Genomic DNA, 22,870 nt, shown 5'->3' with positions numbered 1-22,870 from the left:
ATGATAGGTTGCACCTCCTTTGGGTAAATAGTTTAGGGAAAACAAATAATTACATAAATTATGAAGGAAAAAATCAGAACAGTCAAACTTGAGTCAAAGGGTTAAGTCTGCTGTTGATTCATATGTATTCGCAATTAGTTGTCAAATATGCTTATCAAAAGCACATCAATCATGATAAAAAACAATAACCTGTGCTAGACACACAGGTTATTACCATTCTTAATTCGCTTTTAGGTTAGGAGTAGTGGAGTGCTCATGTTTACCGCTTGGTGCACTTACTAGCTTAGGTAGGGTTGGCTCCTCAGTAGTAGTCGAAGGCATGGAGCAACTACCATTTAGGATGCCACCGTCTTCGATAATAATCGTACGAACATAAGCGTTGCCGATTAACTCGCCTGTTCGTGTGATCACGATTTTTCCTTTGGCACTTATATCTCCCTTGACTTTACCTGCAATAATGACATCGCGTGCATGAATACGAGCTTGCGCAATGCCACCTTCTCCAATTGTAACGTCTTCTGCGCAGTCGACTTCTCCTTGGATTTGTCCTTCGATTCGGATTGAAGTTTCTGACATAATTTTGCCTTCACATAGGGTGTTTATGCCAATAATGGAATCGGGTGAACCTCCAGCATAATGACTCTTCTTTCTCACAAGCATACACTTATTTCTCCTTTCTTGAAGAGATTAAGAAGGGGACGGGGCTGATCTTCACATTGTCTTTGATGACCTCATAATGAAGATGTGAACCTGTACTTCTTCCGGTACTACCGACTAGACCAATTTGTTCACCTTTACGCACTAACTGGCCTTTTTTGACGAGTATTTTGCTGAGATGCATGTATTTGGTTTGAATACCACGGGTGTGATTGATTAGTATGTAGTTTCCAAAATCGGTATGAGCACCTGATTCAATCACTTTTCCTTCAGCAGCAGCGTAGACACTGTCACCTGTATCGCCGTCAATATCAAGTCCTGTGTGCATGGAAGCTTTGGATGTGAATGGATCCTTACGGACTCCAAATCCAGAAGAAATAAGGCGGGAATCTGAAGGCCAGATGGTAGGAGTTATCTCACGAATATACTGGGCTTCTACCAATTTCTTCTCAGAATCTGTTAGTGAACCTAGTAATACCTCAATGCTGCCTACAAGATCGTTCAAATCTGTCTTGGTATCACCAAGCAGCTTGATCCAATCCGCGTCTGAAATTGGTTCTTCTAGACCGCCTACGTCGGGTGTGACCTGCGGTGTTGTCCTGTTGTTGGGGTTAATGGAGCTTTGTGTGCTAGAAATCGAAGTTTCGGTCATGATGGATATCACATGCTCTAACTTCTGAATTTCCGCAAGCTTACTTTTGAATTGGTTGGCTTGCTCTGAGAAGTCAATTAATTCATTTTGTAATTTTTGCATCTCAGTGGATTGAATAGCGATCTTCTCACTAAATTGCTCTTCTTGTTGCTCATTTACCTGCTGCAGGGAAAGTGTTGTTTCATTCAAGTTAGATTTCATTACATACAAGGTGAGAAGAAAGCCGATCAGAGTAAGCCCTAACACTGTCGGAATAATTACAAAGGTGCTTTGCGGGAGCTTCATGCGAATAACACGGCGATTGGCGCCGGGAATGATCATTAGGGTGAATTCCTTTTTGCCCCAAATGAACTTCATGCATTCTCCTTTCCCTCCATAAAAACAACCCCTGTTTATAGTTGTATGCCTCTGAAATACGGGACATGACGAAAATTACAAGTTAAGAGTTTAAAAAAGAAGCCTATTATACATTCTCTTACTTTGAAAAGAGCAATTAATGAGGTCTCCTAGTATGCGTTTCCCCTTTTTTTGGATAGTTCTTTCGGAATCGGTTTATTAAGAGCCTTGTTTTCAGGATCGTACAACATTTTAATCGATTAGATCATTTTTCAAATTAGGGCTTGCTATTCAATTTTTTACAAAAATTTCCGATAAGAATAATTATAATATAAAAATTAATATATTTATGGTTATTTATGCAGAAAAAGAAGTATTTAGATAACTTTTAGAAGGGAATGAAAAGAAGTATATTATTTTGGAATGAGTGGTATTAACTCAAAATGTATGCTTTTTTTAAAGAGCTTTATTTATGAATATTCTTAAAGTATTGAGAAGGAGGTGATAAATATGAGGATTATTGTAAATATAAAAGGAGGAAATGGGTTTAAATTATATGAGGTGTTATGTGAAGAGGGTGTTCCTTGTAATAAATTTGTTCCACCACCTAATCGTATTTCATTACATAGTATTTCAAAGTATGACAAGATATTAATGAACGATGGATAACAGATTTTATCAACAAGCACATTAGAATTGTTCTTCCTGTGCTATCAAACAGATCGATGAATAATTAGTCGCCAATATTATTTGATAAATAAAATATTTTAATAAAATTCAGAAAAATATTTGCTATTTAGGAGGTATTTCATACTAATGAAATGGAAAAAGACACTCTCTGTAATGTTTACTATAATATTGAGTTTAAGCTTAGTTCAGTCTAGTATCACTTTTGCAGATCCTACGAAAAATGTTAATTCGATGATGGATGGATCATACAATCCTGTTACTGATGTATCGGGAAACCCATTACCTGAACTTCCAGAAATAGAAAACCCTGTAGTACCACCCATTGGGGAGCCGGAATCAGGAAATCCTATAGTACCTCCCCCTGAGGAACCAGAAGTTGAAGACCCAACGCTGCCACCGACCGATCTGCCACAAGAAGAATTAATTCCGCCATTTGAAGATGCTTCTACTCTGGCTGATAATATTGAACTTATAATGTATCCAGGTGAATCTTATTCATTTACGAATAATGGAAAAGTAACGCAGACCCTCCCTATAAATACATCTTCTACAAAAGGCATCTATTTTGATTCTGCTACATATAAAGCAGATGGGACACTATATACAGCTCATATGGATTATTTGTATGGAATCTCGATTACTGGTGGTTATACGACAATTGTTACAGCATCGGGTACTAGTGAGATGAAGGTGACAATAAAGCCAGATATTTCATATGCACATTCTTCAAACCCAGCTTTAAAACGGGAGACATTATCTTATGGAGACAACTATCGATTTATCAATGAGAGTACGGACTCTCAAACCTTATTAAGTGATGCGGCAAGCAGTAAAAATAAAATTTATGACTATGCCGTTTACAAAGAAGATGGTGAATTGAGTACTTCAGATATGAATTCGGTGGGAAATCCTTCTATTCCTAAAGGAGGAGAAATAATAATCACAGGTATTGGTGCTGCACCTGTTACTGTAGGTTTACCCTACGAAATGTTTTCGGGAAAAATAAGTGCAGAACCAGCTTATTCCCGTGTGACTTTAAATCAGGGCGAAAGCTATGAATTTACCAATATAAGTAGCAAGGCAGATTCCTTAGAAAGTAATGGAACTTCAAAGGATCGATTTGATTATGTGATCTATCTAGCTGATGGGACAGAGAGTTCACGTGGTAGCAATACTAGTTCAAAGCCTTCGATTGCATCTGGGAAAAAATGTGTTATTACACAAGTGACAGCGACTCCTGTTACATATGGTGTTCCTTATCGTACATTTGATGCACGGCATACTGGAGGAGATGCGATAAGTAGGATAACCGTATTGCCAGGTGAATCTATCGTATTTTATAACAATGGATCGCTGACTAATCCGATTAAAAATGATGCTAGTTTATTTAATGGTAAGGTTTTTGATTATGCAATTTATAACATGGATGGAAGTTCCTATTCTAATGATTTTCATGCGACAGTTGATCCAAGCATTCCTTCACACGGATATGGAGTATTTACGGTTTCAGGAGAAATAGCAATTATATTCGATTATACGGATGATTTCTCGGTTGAATATTCAGCGGAGCCTGCTTTTCATAGTGTGACTTTAAATAAAGGGGAAAGTGTCACTTTTATTAATCATAGCGAAGGACAAGAAGAATTGGAAAGTAATGCCTCAACATTAAATAATCTAAGATTCGATTATGTAACTTATTATCCTGATGGCACAGAACGCTACACAGGGAAAGCATCAAGAAACAATCCAACAGTTCCCGCAGGACATAAGTCAGTAATTACAGGAGCTTCAGATGAACCTGTGACGATGGGAGCACTCTATAAATTGTTTGATGTGGAGAATCGTTCAGATGAAGCAATTAGCAAAATAACAGTTTATCCAGGTGAATCCGTTATATTCTATAACAATGGATCACTGTATAATCCAATCAAAAATGATGCTAGTTCTTCTAAAGGTATGATATTTGATTATGCGATTTATAAAATGGATGGAACTTCCTATTCTGATGATTTTCATGCGACAGTTGATCCAAGCATTCCTTCATACGGATATGGAGTATTTACTGTTTCAGGAGAAACACCAATAGTATTCGATTATACAGATGATTTCTCAGTTGAATATTCAGCAGAGCCCGCTTATCATAGTGTGACTTTATATAAAGGGGAAAGTGTCACTTTTATTAATCATAGTGAAGGACAAGAAGAGTTGGAAAGTAATGCTACAACATCAAATAGTCGAAGATTTGATTATGTAACTTACTATCCTGATGGTACAGAGCGCTACACAGGAAAAGCAACATATAACAATCCATCAGTTTCCGCAGGACATAAGTCAGTGATTACAGGAGCTTCAGATGAACCTGTGACGATGGGAGCACTCTATAAATTGTTTGATGTGGAGAATCGTTCAAATGAAGCAATTAGCAAAATAACAGTTTATCCAGGGCAATCTGTTCTTTTTCGGAACAATGGCTCATTGTCTAATCCAATAAAAAATGATGCCTCAAAAGTTGGTGGAATATTTGATTATGTAATGTATAAAACAGATGGAACTGTTTATACTGATGGTTTTAATCAAAGATCGAGCAGTCCATATGTTCCAAGAGGTGGCGAAGCGGTTGTAACAGTTGCTGGTGATCAGCCCATAGTATTTGACTATACAGATGACTTTTCGGTTGAAGAAAGCAATGAACCTGCATATATCCGAGTGATCTTAAATCGTGGTGAAAGTTATTCTTTTGTTAATATTGGAAGTGAACAAGAAGGATTAGATAGTAATGCATCTTCAACTCAACAACGGTTATTTGATGTTGTGGTTTATCGAACTGATGGAATAATTCGCTCCAATCATCAAGCTTGGACTACGCCACCTGTTCTTCAACCTGGTGAAAAAGTAGTCTTTACAACTGCTTCTGAAAATGCAGTTACCTATGGTGCTATATATAGGATTTTCCGTGGAGAAGATGATAGCGGTGGGCATAATTCTGTCGTAATCAGTCCTGAACAAAGCGTTTGGTTTACTAATACAAGTAATCAACCTTTTCAGCTTGAAAAAACGGATGGCTTAGGAAATAATACCGATTTTGCTGTTTATCATGCCGATGGTACATTAGTGGCAAGTGGATTTGATACTTCTTCGGTACCAAGTGTTCCTTCCGGCGGAAAAGCGATTATAACTAATATTTCTAAAAAAAATGTGACTGTACGCTTTACAAAGATAATTCAATCAGAGTTTGTTTCTGAACCTGCCTTTCATCGTCATATTTTAACAAAAGGAATGAGTTATCAATATACCAACATCAGCTCTCAGAGAATACCTCTTAATAGTGATGCTGATTCTAATAATCAAAAATTATTTGATTATGTCATTTATGCGGCTGATGGTACACAGAGGGCTCAAGAGTTTTCTACTTTTGTTGAGCCATCAGTTGGTCCTGGTGAGAGAGTAGTCATAACGGTAGTTTCTGATTACTCAATTAATTTTGGAGCGGTCTATCGATTGTTTGAGGTTACTCCTGTGAAAACCCCGAGCAAAAAACAGATAACTATTAATCAGGGGCAAAGCTATGTCTTTCTTAATGAAAGAGCAGAAAATGCCACAGTTGAAAGTGTGATTTCTCCACATTCCAATGTATTGTTTGATTATGCACTCTACATGATTACAGATCAACCAATGGAAGCTGGAATGGACACTTCTGCAAAGTCAGTTATTTTGCGAACCAATGATTCACTAGTTGTAACTGTTACATCTGCTAATCCCATCACTTTTGAATATGATAGATCAGTTATTGTGCTATTGAGTTCGAAACCAGCTTTAGTCAAGAAAACGCTAGAAACAAATGAGCAGATCGCATTCCGGAATACTACTTATTACCAAAGTTCCGTTATTAGTGATGCAACATCTTCTAAAGGAAGTTTTTACGACTTTAAGATTCTGGATGACAAAAATAATCAACTCAGTAAAGGTGAACATGCCTATGGGGCGCAAATAATTGGTGGTAATTTAAGTATTCAACTCTTTAATACCTCTAAGGAAGTAATTCACTTTGGTGGACCTGAAAGGGCCTTCTCGATTGAAAACATAAAAATACTCTTTACCGATTTAATCGATATGGTAGAACAGCAAGTTTCCAGTCAGAAGGGTCAGATATCCTATTATCGATTTCAACCAAGGTCAACAGGAACCTATCGTTTTGCTATTAAAGAAACGGGAGAGAAGGATACCGAGCCTCAACTAGTTCTTTATCAAGATCAAGAATTAACTACGCAACTGATTACTTCCACAAAGGTAGAGCAGATATATGGAAATGACTATACGACACTCGAGTGGGATTTGGTTGCTAACCGTTATTATTATCTCAAGCTAACTGAGAAGGATACTCAAGCATTTAGCGCAGTGATTAAAGCTGCAAAGATGAATAAGCAAGCCAAGAGCGTATATGAATATGGGGCGGCAAATAGACTTACTAAAATCACTTTATCTACGGGAGATCAGATTCATTTTGAATATGATCAAAACGGAAATTTAGTTCAAAGAATTAAAAATATTTTCCCTTTTCAAAAACAATTAACTACTAAGATTATCGAGGAGTGAATATCGTTGAAAAAGTGGTATATGGTATTACTTTGTTTGGTATGTTTATTTAGTCAGTTTAATGGTATTGCATATGGTGAACAAATAAAAGCAATTTCAGGAGACGAAGGACAAGCTCCTTTCTCAGTCATTACTTTAAAGGGATTAGAAGAGGGATACAACAAAGACGAGGCATGGATAGATCGACAGATTGATTCTGGTTATTCGTTATATCAAATCTATCAAGCTTTAAATGCTGAACAAAATGGTGTGACATCTGCTGAAACGTGGCTAAGCAAAGAGCAGGTAAAAAAACAAGTAATTAATAATTCAGGTGTTGATTTAAAAGTGAATGAGGCAGCTGATCCTATTCATGGACAGAAGGATAAATTAACTAGCATTTATCCAACAACTGATCCTTTAGTGGATGATACTGCATGGAAACGGCTTAACTTGCAGGATACATCTTCTATGTACATGATTACATATGGATCAGATGGGATTTCTTTGGCTTCGGGAGATTTGCAAGTCAGCAGTGTTGACTTGGAATTACCGGGACTTATTCCGTTTAACTTAGCTCGAACTTATGATAGTTCACGTGCAAATGACCAAATTGGGGTGCATATAAATGAAAATGGTACTTATCAGAATGAAACTACAATTCGAAAAGAAGAACTTTCTACATCATTAGGTCGCGGTTGGTATTGGGAAGTTCCTTCCATAAATCTTCATGCTGGAGTGAAGAAAGTATATCTTCCTTCGATTGGTACTTTTAAGTTAACCGATACATTGCAACTTGAGGGGTATGCATGGAAGGATATAACTATACAAGCAGATTCTACAGTCAGTGTGAATGGGATTACAAGCACTTATCGAATTTCAATCCTTAATGGTTATGATTATTTACTTAGCGCAGAGGGTGCTTTGCTGCAAATAAAAGATTCGTATGGGAACAAGATTGATTTTACTTATACTTCTCAAAATGGTGTTTCTGTTCTTGATCAGATTCGTAATCAAGAGGGAAGTGCTCTGCAATTTTTGTATGAGGAATCTCAAATTACGGTACAGTTATCAGGAACAGCTCGTAAAGTGATCTATCAAAAGTCAGATGTGAATGGATATAAGGTATTAAACAGAGTAATTGATTCAATGAATCGTACTACGAAATACAGTTATGAAACAAACAATTCACGATTTAACTTTCTCCCCGGACTTACAGCGAACATTGAGGAGCAAGGAATTAATCAGGCAACTTTACTCACACAAATCATCCATCCATCCTCAGCGGTGACGAATATTCATTATATATCGTTGCTAAAAAAAATTGGACCAGTAGCAACTCAACATGTCTACAAAGTTCTTGGCCGTGATAATCAATATAGCACAACATTAGGTCAAGAGATTTTGGGAAGTGTTAGTTTTACTTATTCAGGTGAAGATTTGGACTCCTATGGGAAGGCTACTAACTGGGTGACTACGAGCCAAGATGGCAGAATTCAGGGAAAGTATAGTTTTACTAAATCATTTGGAGGTGAAAAGCAGCCTGATTGGATACGATTGAAGCAACAACTTCAAAAAGGCGATGAAACTACTTATACAAGTAACTATAGTTATGCTACAGAAATTAATCGGAATACGCCTCTACAAGTAGAGGAGTTTGCTGAACAAGCGGGTCTTGTATCAGATAAATTGGTCTCAAATTACACATATGATGATCAGGGAATGATAACATCTTCAAAACTCAGTACAGGGCAGGAATCAACGTATAAATATCAGTTCTCTGCTGCACCGTATCACTGGCAATTGCCCTTACGAACAGAAGTAAAAGTGAATGATACGCTAAAACGTATAGAGGAGTATAGTTATAATCCGAAAGGAACTAGTATAAAAAGTGTAGTCTATAACGGTTCTGGTGGGCTACTGCTCGCCCAATCTGATTATGTAATTGATGAGAAAGGGAGATTGAAAACCAGCATAATCAAAGATAATCGGAACGATATTCAGACTACTTATGCCTATGAATCTCCTTATGGGGCTTATCTACCTACTTCAGAGTCTACTACAGTGCACGATGCACTTTCAAAGACACAAGTGGTTACAGAGCGGTTCAACTACACACCAGCAGGACAACTACAAAATCATACGGACGGTTCTGGAAAAGAACAATTCTTTGAATATGATGCTAATGGGCGACTAACTAAGACGGTATTTCGAGATGGTACCGAGGCTTTAATTACGTATGATGATGTGAATCATTTAATTATTCGGAAAGCGGCAGATGGGATCATCACGAAACAACAATACAATCCGTTTGGTTTGATGGTGGAAGAACAAACTGCAAATGCAGCATATCAATTCGTTTATGATAGAGAAGGAAATCTTATTTCTTCTACTGATGCAGAGAAAAATACAACAAGATATACAACAGATGCTTTTGGTCGCCAGGTACAAACACAATTTCCTGATGGCACAACAGCTCTGAAAGAATATAATGTGGTTGGAAAAAATGTCATTAATACAGATGCAGTTGGTAATAAGATAAGGGGAAATACAGATTTGTTAGGTCGAATCATTTCAGTTGAGGAATGGAAGGAAGGTTCATTTGTTCCACTAGAGAAAAGGGAATATGATTTATCTAGTAATATTACATCAGTAACTGATGGAAACGGACAGCGCACGCAATATACGTATGATGCTATCGGTCAGTTACAATCTGTATTGACTCCTGATCAGCGAACAACACGTTATATTTATGGCTTGACAGGGCAAATTTTAAGTATGATTTATCCTGATACACAAGTAACTACTAAACAATACGATGAATTGGGACGATTAATTAAGCAAATTGATCCGCAAAATCAGTCAACAAGTTATTTTTATGATTTACGTAGTAACCTGATTCAACAAATTGATCGATTAGGAAGATCGACAGCCTATACGTATTCTAGTGAGAATTTACTTACAGGTGTAACGGGAACTGATTTTTCGGTTACATATACGTATGATGATAGAGGTAGAAGAAAGTCCATGACAGATGCTACGGGTACAACATCTTACACGTATGCACAAGCAGATGGATTTTTGCAAAGCATGAGTTATCCAGATGGAACACAAATTGATTTTGAGAACAATTCACAACAGCGAATTGGTTATTCAGTAATTGATACAGTGGGTGCTTCTTTAAAGATATCTGGCAAACTAAATGAAATGAATCGCGTTACTTCGATGGATGTAACAATAGGTTCAGCAGCTCAGGAGGCTGGTGTCACTTCAATTGCTTCTCCGCTTGATAATATGACGTTTGAGTATCAGGCAAACGGCTTGCTTAAAAGCCAATTACTTGGCAGTGGACTGCAGACTGGGTTCAAGTATGATGGATATCAATTGGCTAGCTTGACAACTCAGCAAAATAGAACAATGATGTCTGATTTTGGATATTTGTATGATAATAATAAGAACATCTCCTCTCGAACTCAAAATGGAGTAGAAGATCAATATTTGTATGATTCCTTAAATCGTATCAAGAGTGAGTCTGGTAGCCAGAATGAAAATTATTCTTATAATGCGAATGGGAATCGTTTGGACAGTGGGAGCGGGAAAATACATGGTTTGAAAAACGCCAATTACACCTATGATGCCCAAAATCGACTAGTGAAGGTGCAAGGTGAAGGCAAAGATGTGGTTTATAGCTATAATGGCGATGGTCTGTTATACGAGCGCAAGGAAAAAGATGAAATAACTCGATATTATTATGATGATGAAGCAAAGTTAGTAGCCGAAGCAAAGATTTCATCATCTGATGGATCAAAACTAAGTTATGTTTATGTATATGATTTAAATGGGCAATTAAAATCGCGCTTAGATAAGGAAAGTGGAAAAATCCAATATTATCAGTTGAATGGCCATGGAGACGTAATTGGACTGGTCGATGCTGAAGGTAAGATCCTTAACAGTTATTCGTATGATATTTGGGGCGGACCTCTAACAGCAAAAGAGACTGTACCGAATTCATTGCGTTATTCAGGTGAATATTGGGATGATACAACGGGTTTACAATATCTTCGGGCAAGGTGGTATGATCCAGGAACAGCTAGATTTATGAATGAGGATACGTATGAAGGGGAACAGAATAATCCGTTGTCGTTGAATCTTTATACGTATGTACAAAATAATCCATTGAAGTATGTTGATCCGAGTGGGCATATAGGGATATCGATGTATCCGAGTCCTGCATTGATATGTGCATCAGATCCCGAAAATTGTGAATTCAAGCTTAAAACACAAGTTGAAGTAAATAAGACAATTGCAATTGAAGCAGCTAATTTCTTATTATTTGATGATATAAATACTTTAAAAAATTCTGATACTTCATTAGATGAAAAGGCTCTTGCTTTAGCTAGCTTGGCTCCATGGGGGAAACTCATAAAACTAGAAAAAGTCGGATCGTTGGTTAAAAAGGGAGAAAAAATACTTGGAGATTGTAATTGTTTTACAGCTGGGACTAAGGTTCAAACAGACGAAGGGGAGAAAAATATCGAAGACATTGAAGTCGGAGATAAGGTTCTCTCAAAGAATGAAGAGACTGGAGAACAGGCTTACAAGGAAGTCACACATCTATATCGAAATGATAAGGAAATCATCTATGAACTTACTATAGGTGACCAAGTTATTGAAACGACCGATAACCATCCATTCTGGGTTGAAGGTAAAGGATGGGTTCTAGCGGTTGATTTGCAGGTGGGGGATAAGCTACAGCAGAGTAATGGTAATACCTTAACGATTGACACCATCAAGATTGTTAAGCATGATGAGAAAGTTAGGGTGTATAACTTTACTGTTGCTGACTTCCATACTTATTTTGTAAGCGATTTGGGGATTTGGGTTCATAATATAAATAAGTTCTGCGGTTCAGCTTCCGACTTAGCAGATTTGGCTAGGAACTCGAAGAAAAATGATGGTTTACAAGGTGCGAAAGTTTCAGCCGATTTAATACATGATGCTTCAATTGATTTCGTTGGTAAGGGAGCGAAAGTACAAAAGATTGACGGAGGAATGCTCTATACTAGCAAAGATGGGTTAAGTTCAGTTAGAACAGGGCAAAAGTATGGTAAGGGCGTATATGAAGCCAATTTCGAATCGTTTGATAAGAAAGGTAATAGACTCACGAATTACCATGTCGAACTTGAGTAATTATTGATTGGGAGTGATTTTATTGATAGTTCCTGTTTTGAAAAGAATCCTATTGCGTGGTGAGCCTGAGATAGTAGATGATTTCGTACTCCCTGCAAGTGCAGATATAGGAACTGCTGAGTCAGAGGGAGTTGAATACTTTTATTTTAGGATTTTGACTCCTAAAAGATTACTTTCAATTTTAGAAGAAGATAAGATACTAGATGGCAGAGCAACTTTTTTGGTGAATGAACTTGATTTGACGTTGGTGGAAAAAGAAATAAATTTAATATTGGAAGATTGTGTACGACCAACTTGGGATGAGGTAGCTAAGGCACTTAATCGTCACCTGAATTGGGAATATGATAACATCCAATACGAAACGCTTGATGAAGCAATGGGAAGACTAAATAAAGATACTTGATTTATAAGACCTTGGGGGCGGCAATCCTCAAGGTCTTTCTTTTACCCCCACCCAGTGCCGAATGAATCGGGCGGCAGTCTCAAATGAAACTTTACTCTCATCAGACCCATATGAAATTTCTCCAAATTCGTATGTACGTACTCCTTTAAGTTTTGAATAGTATAACCTACCTGAACGAGTAATCATCTTCATATAACCCTCAGAATCATCAGATACCACTGTATTTAGAGGCAAAAACATTAGCTTTGTTTTCTCACGGTTTTTCCAAAATAAATAGAGTCTGTAGATGACCACCATGAGCGGTCTTTTTAAGTTGAATCAGATTTGCAACTTATCAATAGCATAGCCCGACCACTATAGTATGAGCGGCGGATAAAATTTTTTTAGTTTGTTCTGCAACGATCTGGACATAAGAAGCGATGATTACCCTGAAAAGATAAACGGTGGGGGAGGAAACGTAATGAATGTCATAGGTTATGTCAGAGTTTCAACAAGTGGACAAGCCAAGGATGGTTACAGTTTGTCCTATCAGCAGGATGAAATACGTTCCTATTGTCAGGAGCAAGGTTGGTACTTACAAAATATCTTTACGGATGAAGGAATCAGTGGGGCAAAAGTAGATGAAGATGCTCTTGAGGTGGACAGAATAGGCTTTCAGAGCATGTTGACTGCCCTATCTACTCGAACCTATGATGCAGTTATTGTACTGAATACAAGCCGTTTATGGCGCTCTGACATCGTTAAAGTTCTCGTTCATCGAGAGTTTAAGAGATATGGCGTAGATGTAAAAAGTATCGAACAACCTACGTATTCGATTCATAAGAAAGACCCGTCAGATTTTCTTATCAATGGACTCATGGAATTACTCGACGCATACCAAAGGCTTGAAATTAGCATGAAGTTGAGCCGAGGAAGAAACAAGAAGGCACAGCAGGGCGGCTACGCAGGTGGACGAGCGGCGTTCGGCTACAAAGCTAGTAAAGGACACAAAGCAATTGAAATCAATCTGAACGAAGCTTTAGCTGTCCAACGCCTGTTTGAACTCAAGGAATTGTATCCTGATAGGTCACTATCAAAATTGGCATATCAGTTGAACTACGATGGTTTTACAACACAGCAAGGCAAACGATTTACAAAAGTGCAGGTCAAACGAATCTTAGACCGCAAAGCGTTCTACCAAGGACTCTATTTATATGGCGATATTCAAGCTGACGGGCTTCATCAAGCCATTATTTAGGTGGTGGGGCAGATGAACGAACAAATGGACACATATAGTCGCTACGTCGAGGAAGAAGACACATTCTACAAGCAGTTAGAAACGTTGGAACAATGCCAATGTGCCATATTCCACTATATCTTTCGGTATGGTGAACAGTTCAATAAGTTAATGGTTGAAGAAGTGTTACTGGGCATTAATCAATTAGATATAGATGTTCAATTGGAATTAGTACATCTACGACTGGCGAAAGCTTTTCTAGCATATGAAATGAATCTAAACTAACGCTATCTTATAGCGTTTATAGAGGAAGAATAGACACGCTTACCCTTCAATGTACACCTTTCTTGGTGAATACTAAACAGACGATGCGGCTATTCTTTTTCCCTAAACGCTATAAGTAGCAAGGGGGATACTCGACGTGAAGCACCATAAGCAACAGTTTATTTATGTTGGCGTTGATTTACATAAGCGGACGCATACCGCCGTTGTTATTAATTGTTGGAATGAGAAACTAGAAGTAATAGAATTTGAGAATAAGCCATCAGCATTTTCAGCGGTCATAACGAAGGTAAAAAGACAGACATGTTCAGGAAGGCATGACGGTCGTATTTGGACTGGAGGATGTGGGCGGCTATGGAAGGTCGCTAGCTGTTTACTTAGTCGAGAACCATTACCTAGTTAAAGAAGTTAACGCCGCTCTATCTAACTGGAAACATAGAAGTTATGCGATGACAGAGAAGCATGACAGTTGGGATGCAGAGAATATTGCAAAACTGTTACTGGATGAACTAGACAGATTGCCGACCGCTCAACCTCAAGACGACTATTGGATTCTAAAGCAGTTAGTCATGCGGCGATACAGTCTACGGGACACACTTGTTATGCTCAAGAATCAATTACATACACAGTTAAGTTACAACTATCCAAGCTACAGCAAGTTCTTTTCCGAAGTGGATGGGGCAACGGCTTTAGCGGTATGGCATGAATACCCTTCACCGTATTTACTGGAGGGCGTGACACTTGAAGACCTAACAACCTTTCTAAGAGAAAATAGCAGAAATGTATGTTCCACGAAGAAAGCTAAGTTCATCTTTGAAAGTGTTCAAGCAGATGGTGATACAAAGCGAAAAGGTCAGAAGTACCGTGATTTCCTAGTCCGTAGTCTTGTGAACCAAGTTCGGGATGTACACCGTGAGATGAACGATGTCGAGGACAATATCTGTGGCATCATGCAGAAGTTAGACTTCAAGCTGAATACTTTCACGGGTATTGATACCGTGACCGCTTCCGCTATCGTAGCTGAAATTGGAGATATTAGCCGATTTAGTAGTGCTGACAAGCTAGCGAAGTATGCAGGGCTTACACCAAGCCAAATGAGTAGCGGCGGCAGAGGTAAAGACCGCAATCAGAGACAGGGGAATAGAGCGTTAAACAAGATTCTGTGGGGGCTAGCGGTAAGACATGTTCAAACAGCTAGAACGTCCAAGAAGCCACTTAATTCTTTATTCCATGCGTACTATGAGAAGCGGTTAAGTGAAGGGGAAAAGAAGAAACAGGCAATCATATGTATTATGAGAAGACTAGTAAGCATCCTTTATAGCATGATGCGGAACAGTCGGAGTATCGTGTTCCACCTATGCCAGAACTGGCGGCGATAGCTTCATAAAGTTATCGTCGTTCCGTTTGCTAGAGTTAAGTTTATAACTAACGAAGGTGAGAAACCTATCGAGGAAATCGAGGTAGGGGATAAGGTTCTCTCTAAGGATGACGAAACCGGAGAAGTGGCATATAAAGAGGTCGTGGGGCTGTTCCAAAAACAGGCTGACGAAATCTACTATGTCCACATCGGAGACGAAATCATTAGAGGTTACAGGTGAGCATCCGTTCTGGTTGGATGGTGAGGGATGGACGTTTGTAAAAGACCTGAAAGTTGGCGACTTGCTTGTTTCAAGTGACGGTACTAAACTGGCAATAGACAAGATTGAAAAAGAGCCACGAGAAGCAACGGTTTACAACTTTGAGGTTAAGGACTTTAATTCATACTTTGTTTCTAACCTTGGAGTATGGGTTCATAACTGTGCATTGCAAAATGTATATAAATCAATTAAAGATTCACCTCTATATCCACAAGGATTCTCAGGTACTAAAAACGGAACTGTGAAAAATAAAGTGAACAATGGAGAATTGCTAGAGGAATTACGAGCAATTGAATCTGGAACATGGAACAAGATTTACAAGGATGGTGTGGATGCAAACGGTAAAAAAATCTCTATCCATTACTTCCAAAGTCAATCTGGACAGGTATTCAATGTTAAGACGAAAAATGGATGGAGTAACTCATCAAGTCAAATGCCTTGATAAAGGAGTGATATATTGAATTTACAAATTAACTTGGAGCAATCAGAAGAAATTCAAAAGTTTTTATGTATATTAAATCTCGGAATGCTCGATTCCTTGCTTGAAGGGGCTTTAACTTTTGAAGAAGCATATGCATACCTATATCGTCCTTATGTAGCACAACTGCTAAATGAGAATGAAGCCAATAAGGCAATAGTCGAGTTGTTTGAAGAGTGCTGCATGTTGGAGGATATACGTGATATTGCCCCCGAAAAGCTAAAGGCCGCAATTACACTGAAAAAACTAGAAACTATAAGTTTCCTTAAATCATTATCTAGTACAGGGAAGCCTATGTATTGGCTCAATAATTTTGATGAATAATTTAGAGACCTTGGGGGCTTGTCCTTCAAGGTCTTTTCTTTATAACCCCACCCAGTGCCGAATGAATCGGGCGGCTACGCCAAAGACAACTCTATCCTCATCATCTCCGTATGAAATTTACTCGAATAGGTGTATACACATACTCGTTTAAATGTTGAACATTATAACTTACCTGTTTTTAAAGCTTTATTCCCTCTACCTCCCGAATTCATCAGACACCACCATGGTTTGATTCAAATAACTCACCTTCGTTTTCTCACGACTTTTCTTGAATAAATTATAATTTCAAATATTCGAAATGGATAGGGAGCTGTTGGAGGCTGAGAATGAAGATTTTGATACTTAATGGATAAATATCCCGACCACTATAGTACAAGTGGTTTATAAAATATCTCTTTTCTTCCGCAACTATCTGGACATATGCAGTGAAGTTTATTGTTTAAGGACAATCCGGTAGACATGTTTCCAATGTCTCGAAGTAAACACTGTCTACATTATCAGAACACAGATGATTGAAGGTACTTGTACGAAGTCCTGTCATTCTTGCCAATTCCCGTTGAGAAATCCCCTTCTGTTCTAACAACTGTCTTAATTTTACTCAAATTTCCATGTCTATTCACCTGATGAGTAACACTTAACCGTACAACGTACTAAATATGAACCTGTTTGGCCTTCCTCGTAAGTCAGAACAGCTACTAATTAAACGCTGGTGCATGCGTGATGTTCTTCTCTGTCATGTTCTGTAAGTTTGGGTTTGTCTCCTACTACTTTAGCTCTTTCTCGGAGTATCAGTTTCCTCGCTTTGACCAACCATTCTTATTACCCATTTTGCTTCCTCCGTTCCTGCATCTTAGTCTGATTAAAACACAAATGACCCGTAAGAGGGTCACTTTTTTGCATAGCTTCCTTCTTATGGGTCACAGTTCAGCTCAAACTTAGTAGCGCTTATATATAGCTATAAATTAGTCGTAATTCACTAATTTTTTGCGACTCGTATAGCACTTACGGCACACTGGGAGATAGCTTTCATTGCCTCCAATAAAAACTTGTTGTCCGTGAAATACCGGTTCACCGTCATGTAAACGCATATTCATAGTTGCTTTGCGATCACAGTACCAGCAGATGGTTTTGATCTCTTCAATTTTATCGGCAAGTGCAAGAAGATGATAGCTGCCTTCAAATAACTCTCCCATGAAATCAGCACGTAGTCCGTATGCGATAACGGGTATGCTTAGCTCATCGACGATGGAAACAAGCTGCAATATATGATGCTTTTGAAGAAATTGAGCTTCATCAATAATAATGCAATTCGGATGTTCCGCGCGCGCGATTTCAAACATATCGGCATTTTCTTTAATAATGATCGCTTCTTTTTGCATACCAATTCGGGATGCGATGATGCCAACTCCACTTCGATTATCTATAGCAGGCGTGAGTAGCATGACCTTCTTGCCTTGTTCTTCATAGTTATGTGCAGTACGTAGCACCTCAATCGATTTCCCACTGTTCATTGTCCCGTATCGAAAATAAAGTTTAGCCAAACTTGCTCGTCCTCTCTCAAGTAAAATCAACAATCAACAATATCTTTTAATATCATAGCATGTTATACAAAAAATGCATCTTCTGTTCACAAATTAGGTGAAGAGAAATCGACATATTATGCTATAATAGGTTAAAATATACATTTTATCTTTTATAAAATAGGTTATTGAGCGAATTGGCAAATCGACGAATCAAGTCGCCATATCCGCGGAGAATCTGAATCAAATTACAGTTGATCTATAATTCATTGCGTTCGTATTGGTATATTGTGCAATTGCCTCAGGGATTTGACGTAGGGAATCGAGCTCATAGAATGCGCCCTGAGGTACAACATTCATCGCAACCTCATTATATTTCCATTCGATTTTGGCTTTCATATAAATGGCGTTAATCCCATTTTCTAGTGCGGGTAACATATCCGTGCGTACGGAATTACCAATCATCCATGTACGTGAATGATCAAAATCATATTGGTGTATGAGTGATTTGAGATATTCAGTCGTTTTGTGAATCGTAACAAAAATACGCTCTTGGAAGTAATTCGATAGATTTGCATTCTCAACTTTGCGCATTTGAATAGAGGGAGCTCCACCTGTGTATAAGCATAAGGTATGTCCTTCATTCTGTAGCTTGCTTAATGTCTCATGTAAATACGGATAAGGCTCTGCCTCTACATCATATACACTAAATCCTAGCTTTCGTAAGTAATCCTGTTGTTCCCCATTTGGCTGATGTCCGAATTGCTTGCAAAAATGACGATATGTTTCTACGAGTGAATCTGGAAATCTCTCAGGGATAAGTCCATGAATTTGAACACCCGCTAAATCCATCTCAATCTGACAATGTAGAATGTCATTCTCTTGTAGTCCGTATGGTCTAAACCAAGCGGCTAATGTCTGCGCAAATTGCTTAAGTATCGCATTGAAATATTTGTTGCAATGAATAAGCGTATCATCTAAGTCAAATAAAATTGTTTGTTTGGTCATTGTAATCTCCTATGATAAAGCTCGATAAAGCTCAACTTTTAAATTATATTTATAAATTTGAGGCTGTTGAATGTAGTAGAGCGGAGGCTTCTGAAGTACTATTTGAATCCATTTTGCTTAAGCCATGAAACATGCCGCCTTCATATATTGTAAACGAAGTCGTGCTGATATTGCCATACAATTGTCCTGTTGCAGCGATAACAATCTTTCCCTTTGTCGTAATATCACCGTGGACTTGTCCTGCGATAATCACATCACGAGCTGATATATTAGACTTAACTACGCCTTTTTCCCCAATAATTACATCACCTGTGCAATCAATTATACCTATAATAGTACCCTCCACACGAATAGTGGCCTCTGATTTTATTTTACCTTCAAATACGGTACCTTCACCTACGAGCGTATCAGTAGTATTGGGATTAATTACATGATTCTTAGATTTGAACAAAGGGATCATTCCTTTCGCTTCTCTTTAATCATTCAGATAAGGTGTGGGGTCAATCGGTGTTCCATCTTTCATGATCTCATAATGTACATGTGGTCCAGTGCTTCTTCCTGTACTTCCACTAAGTGCGATCTCTTGCCCTTTGGTTATACTGTCGCCTTCTTTAACGATAATTTTATTCAAATGCAAGTAGCGTGTTTGGAGGCCGTTCGAATGATTAATAATCATGTATTTTCCTGGTGAACGGTCGTAGCCAGTGAAAGTAACGACCCCATCCGCAGTAGCATAAACGACTGTATTACTGCTGGCCGATATATCAAGTCCTGAATGAAAGGAAGCACGCCTCGAAAAGGGATCGATTCTGTAACCGAATTCCGAAGTGATTGAACGTGATTCTGTAGGCCATATGGTAGGTGTAATAGATAGTTCATGCTGCTTCTCCTCGGCGTATTGCTTCGCTTCAATTAGAGAGTTTGTTACATCAAGCATCTGATGATCGAGTTGCAATAATAAGTGTTCGGTTTGCTCAGATAGCTTAATCATTTCTTCATTCGTGACCTCATTCAAATCTCCACCGATTCCTGAACGGAGTGGGAGTGTAGTAAAGTCATTTGGCTTAGAATTAAGTGCGATTACACCAGGAGGTGAATCCTTGGGCTTAACGATCCCTTTCACCGTTTCTTCTAATTTCTTCATCTCTTCAAGCTTCACTTGAATTTCTTTGGCTTGAGTCGAAAGTTCAATCACATTATTATGCAGTTCATTAATGGTCGTATCTTGCTCAGACATTGTAAGTTTAGACTGTGATAAGGTATTTTCCAGCTCCGCTGAGTAGCGAAGATTATCGATACGTAGATAATAGAGAAAGGCTATTCCAATTATAATCATGATGAAGATTAGTGAGATGAAGTAAAGCGTATATTTGGATATTCGGAATCTGACAACTGCTGAATTCGCATCAGGTACGATTAGAAAAGTTAGTTTCGTATTCTTAACTAAAGACATAGGGACACCTCCACAACGAATGTCTATCTTGCGATAGATAATAGGTAAATAGTAATAGATTCGTTAAGAGAATTAATAATCCTTGCTAAATTGACTAAATATTTAAAAATCATGATCAAATATAGCTCATTTATGACTTTTTGTCGGATTCGAAGTATAAGGTTTGTGGATTGAGCGCATCCTATCGCTAATAAAGATTACAGTCTTATTGGTGGCTGGGGGGACTTTAGTGCTACTTACTATCATTCTGTTGGGGTTATTCATTATTCAAATAGCTTCTATACTGTTTATTGAACATCGTCGTCCATCCAAAGCGCTTGCTTGGATGTTTTTATTGTGTATTTGTCCGATTATCGGATTTCTTTTATATTTCTTTCTAGCGAAGCGGTTTAGTCGAACTGTCAAAATAAAGCGGAGATCAGAGTGGTTGTCAGTCCGCTTCACCAATTCAGAGTGGACTGATGATAACAATGTACAAGTATGGAGTGATGGAGTCGAATTCTATGATGCCTTATATAAAGCTATAGAAAAAGCTGAAACGTACATATGGTTTCAATTCTATATCTTGGAGGATGATCAATCTGGACAGCGATTCCAGGAAATTTTATCTCGGAAAGCACAAGAGGGGGTGCAGGTCAAAGTACTTTACGATGGTCTCGGAAGCTATAGCTTGTCATCGAAATATATTCGTCAGTTAGAGGATAATGGGATTGAAGTATATGCATTCCTTCCTGTAATCAGCTCTTTATTCAATCGACAAATTAATTATCGTAATCACCGTAAAAATGTTGTCATCGATGGTACGACTGGATTTATGGGTGGTTTTAATATAGGGGATGATTATGTAGGGGCTAGTCAGAAGCTTGGCTACTGGCGAGACACACATCTAGAGTTGACTGGTAGTTGTGTCGTTTATTTGCATCGCTTATTTCAAGTAGATTGGGAGTTAGCTACTGAGCAACGCTTGATACAGGAACCGCCAAAAGATCGTGCAGCCACAGTTGAACCAGTATCCATTCAAATTATCGCTTCATTACCAAGCCTATATTTTGATGTTATCTATGAATCGTATTTTGATGCCATTACATCTGCTCGTAAATTCATTTACATGGAAACGCCTTACTTTATTCCAGATGCAGGCATCATGACGGCTTTGAAGGTCGCAGCTCTCAAGGGTATAGACGTTAAAATTATTATTCCATCTGTAACGGATCATGCCTTAGTTAAGTGGGCTGGCTTATCGTTCGTAGAGGAGATGCTGAAGTCAGGGGTTCGGATGTACGAATATAAAGCTGGCTTTATGCATGCTAAGGTGATGGTAATCGACGAGGGTATGGCTATTGTTGGTTCAGCAAACTTCGATGTCAGGAGCTTTTATGAAAATTTTGAGTTGAACGCGACTCTAAAAGATAAGAAAGTTGTTGGACGACTTATGGATGATTTTACCCGTGATTTAGATAAAAGTCAGGAGATCATATTAGCCGAGTTTAAAGAACGATCTAGAATGAATAAGCTTAAGGAGTCCTTTGCACGTATGATTGCGCCATTATTGTAAGCCTTGAAGAATCATACGTAAATTTTGTGGGGGAATGTGCTCTATGAGATCGCCTTTATTCAGTAGACGATCATGTATTGTATGGAGATTAAAATCCTGGATATTGCAATCAGCCCTTACTTCTTCCCACAGCAGAGGGGTTGATACAGTTGCCTTCCTCTTGGCACGAGGTGTATAAGGAGCTGAAAGCGTCTTCCCATACCAATGCTGTAAATAGTCGATATAAATTCGATCACCACGATCCTTCTTGAAACGTTCGATTGTGAACAGCTTCGGATACTTCTCTGATGCATAGCCTGCAATAAACTGACCAATTTTACGGAGTTCTTCAAAGGTAAAGCCTTGCTCAATCGGTATATAAATTTGAACGCCGGTTGCACCAGAGGTTTTGGGGATAGACTGAATGTGCAGTGACTGGAGAATGTCTCCGATCAATGCTGCTGCCTCCATAATACGAGGCTCTTCTTCTAAGCTTGGGTCCAGATCAATAACCCATTCAGCAGGTGTATTCACATCGATGTAATGGAAAGAAGGATGAAATTCAAGGCAAGCTAAATTCCCTAACCATAGTAATGTTGAAATCGAATCGAGATTTACATAACTAATATTAGCTGATGTCGCAGTGTGTACGTAGCTTGGCAATGGCTTTGGGGCATTCTTCTGATAAAAGAACGGTTCATTCACACCGTGGGGATATCGAATTGTAGTGAGCAATCGATTGCTGCAGTACTTTAGTAAATAGGGAGATAATCCAATCAGCTTATGGAGGTAGTCGAGTTTGGTTATACCAGCTTCTGGCCACAAGAGTTTAGTTGGATTTGTGATTGTAAGTGGCTGCCCATCAACCTGAATGGTGCCATAGTCATTCTTTACATTCATAAGTTATCACCTTCGGTT

At 38.4% G+C, this 22,870-nt stretch carries 16 protein-coding genes and 2 pseudogenes; 10 read left to right on the top strand and 8 right to left on the bottom strand.

Translation table 11 applies throughout. The features are described from left to right. Nucleotides 1-219 precede the first annotated feature (219 nt). Nucleotides 220-660 (bottom strand): bactofilin family protein, encoded by a 441-nt coding sequence (locus AC1DOK_RS22100; RefSeq protein WP_477556467.1) that lies wholly within the window; start codon nt 658-660, stop codon nt 220-222. A gap of 4 nt (nt 661-664) precedes the next feature. Continuing rightward, nucleotides 665-1,666, bottom strand: coding sequence for a M23 family metallopeptidase (locus AC1DOK_RS22095; RefSeq protein WP_477556466.1), 1,002 nt, complete (start codon nt 1,664-1,666; stop codon nt 665-667). A 489-nt stretch (nt 1,667-2,155) separates the two neighbouring features. Between AC1DOK_RS22095 and AC1DOK_RS22090 the strand changes: the two genes are divergently transcribed. The 9 genes and pseudogenes from AC1DOK_RS22090 (at nt 2,156) to AC1DOK_RS22050 (ending at nt 16,437) form a co-directional block, all read left to right on the top strand. After that, nucleotides 2,156-2,314, top strand: coding sequence for a hypothetical protein (locus AC1DOK_RS22090; RefSeq protein WP_477556465.1), 159 nt, complete (start codon nt 2,156-2,158; stop codon nt 2,312-2,314). 147 nt (nt 2,315-2,461) lie between these two features. After that, nucleotides 2,462-6,928 (top strand): hypothetical protein, encoded by a 4,467-nt coding sequence (locus AC1DOK_RS22085; RefSeq protein ID WP_477556464.1) that lies wholly within the window; start codon nt 2,462-2,464, stop codon nt 6,926-6,928. A gap of 6 nt (nt 6,929-6,934) precedes the next feature. Next, complete coding sequence (locus AC1DOK_RS22080; RefSeq protein ID WP_477556463.1) at nt 6,935-12,097, top strand: polymorphic toxin-type HINT domain-containing protein; 5,163 nt, start codon at nt 6,935-6,937, stop codon at nt 12,095-12,097. 37 nt (nt 12,098-12,134) lie between these two features. Further along, the gene (locus tag AC1DOK_RS22075; RefSeq protein ID WP_477556462.1) at nt 12,135-12,500 is read left to right on the top strand and encodes an Imm8 family immunity protein; all 366 of its coding nucleotides are present in this window, start codon (nt 12,135-12,137) and stop codon (nt 12,498-12,500) included. A gap of 460 nt (nt 12,501-12,960) precedes the next feature. Beyond that, nucleotides 12,961-13,737, top strand: a complete 777-nt coding sequence (locus AC1DOK_RS22070; RefSeq protein WP_477556461.1) for a recombinase family protein — start codon at nt 12,961-12,963, stop codon at nt 13,735-13,737. Nucleotides 13,738-13,749: 12 nt separating this feature from the next. After that, complete coding sequence (locus AC1DOK_RS22065; RefSeq protein ID WP_477556460.1) at nt 13,750-14,001, top strand: hypothetical protein; 252 nt, start codon at nt 13,750-13,752, stop codon at nt 13,999-14,001. Between the two features lie 136 nt (nt 14,002-14,137). Continuing rightward, nucleotides 14,138-15,385, top strand: a pseudogene (locus tag AC1DOK_RS22060) (IS110 family RNA-guided transposase). Between the two features lie 34 nt (nt 15,386-15,419). Then, a pseudogene (locus AC1DOK_RS22055) lies at nt 15,420-16,077 on the top strand (polymorphic toxin-type HINT domain-containing protein); the annotation flags it as partial. A gap of 15 nt (nt 16,078-16,092) precedes the next feature. Beyond that, on the top strand, nt 16,093-16,437 hold the full coding sequence (locus AC1DOK_RS22050; RefSeq protein ID WP_477556459.1) for a DUF3969 family protein: 345 nt from the start codon (nt 16,093-16,095) through the stop codon (nt 16,435-16,437). A gap of 439 nt (nt 16,438-16,876) precedes the next feature. On the opposite strand, the gene AC1DOK_RS22045 is transcribed toward AC1DOK_RS22050, so the two are convergent. From AC1DOK_RS22045 to AC1DOK_RS22025, 5 genes are all read right to left on the bottom strand, one after another. Beyond that, nucleotides 16,877-17,020, bottom strand: a complete 144-nt coding sequence (locus tag AC1DOK_RS22045; RefSeq protein ID WP_477556458.1) for a helix-turn-helix domain-containing protein — start codon at nt 17,018-17,020, stop codon at nt 16,877-16,879. A gap of 379 nt (nt 17,021-17,399) precedes the next feature. Further along, nucleotides 17,400-17,978: a thymidine kinase gene (locus AC1DOK_RS22040; RefSeq protein ID WP_477556457.1), complete on the bottom strand. Its 579-nt coding sequence runs from the start codon at nt 17,976-17,978 to the stop codon at nt 17,400-17,402. A gap of 222 nt (nt 17,979-18,200) precedes the next feature. Continuing rightward, nucleotides 18,201-18,965, bottom strand: a complete 765-nt coding sequence (locus tag AC1DOK_RS22035; protein WP_477556456.1) for an HAD family hydrolase — start codon at nt 18,963-18,965, stop codon at nt 18,201-18,203. Nucleotides 18,966-19,014: 49 nt separating this feature from the next. Further along, the gene (locus AC1DOK_RS22030) at nt 19,015-19,425 is read right to left on the bottom strand and encodes a bactofilin family protein (RefSeq protein ID WP_477556455.1); all 411 of its coding nucleotides are present in this window, start codon (nt 19,423-19,425) and stop codon (nt 19,015-19,017) included. Nucleotides 19,426-19,440: 15 nt separating this feature from the next. Continuing rightward, nucleotides 19,441-20,418 (bottom strand): peptidoglycan DD-metalloendopeptidase family protein, encoded by a 978-nt coding sequence (locus AC1DOK_RS22025; RefSeq protein ID WP_477556454.1) that lies wholly within the window; start codon nt 20,416-20,418, stop codon nt 19,441-19,443. A gap of 229 nt (nt 20,419-20,647) precedes the next feature. Here AC1DOK_RS22025 and cls point away from each other — a divergent pair, with 229 nt between their 5' ends. Then, on the top strand, nt 20,648-21,973 hold the full coding sequence (gene cls / locus AC1DOK_RS22020; RefSeq protein ID WP_477556453.1) for a cardiolipin synthase: 1,326 nt from the start codon (nt 20,648-20,650) through the stop codon (nt 21,971-21,973). Here the strand turns inward: cls and ligD are convergent. Then, the gene (ligD, locus tag AC1DOK_RS22015) at nt 21,965-22,852 is read right to left on the bottom strand and encodes a non-homologous end-joining DNA ligase (protein WP_477556452.1); all 888 of its coding nucleotides are present in this window, start codon (nt 22,850-22,852) and stop codon (nt 21,965-21,967) included. The two genes, cls and ligD, sit on opposite strands and share 9 nt — an antisense overlap. Nucleotides 22,853-22,870 lie beyond the last annotated feature (18 nt).

Source organism: Paenibacillus sp. P5_B5 (assembly GCF_056400365.1).
Note: the sequence above shows the minus strand (reverse complement) of the source record. Positions and strands in the feature narration are given on the sequence as shown.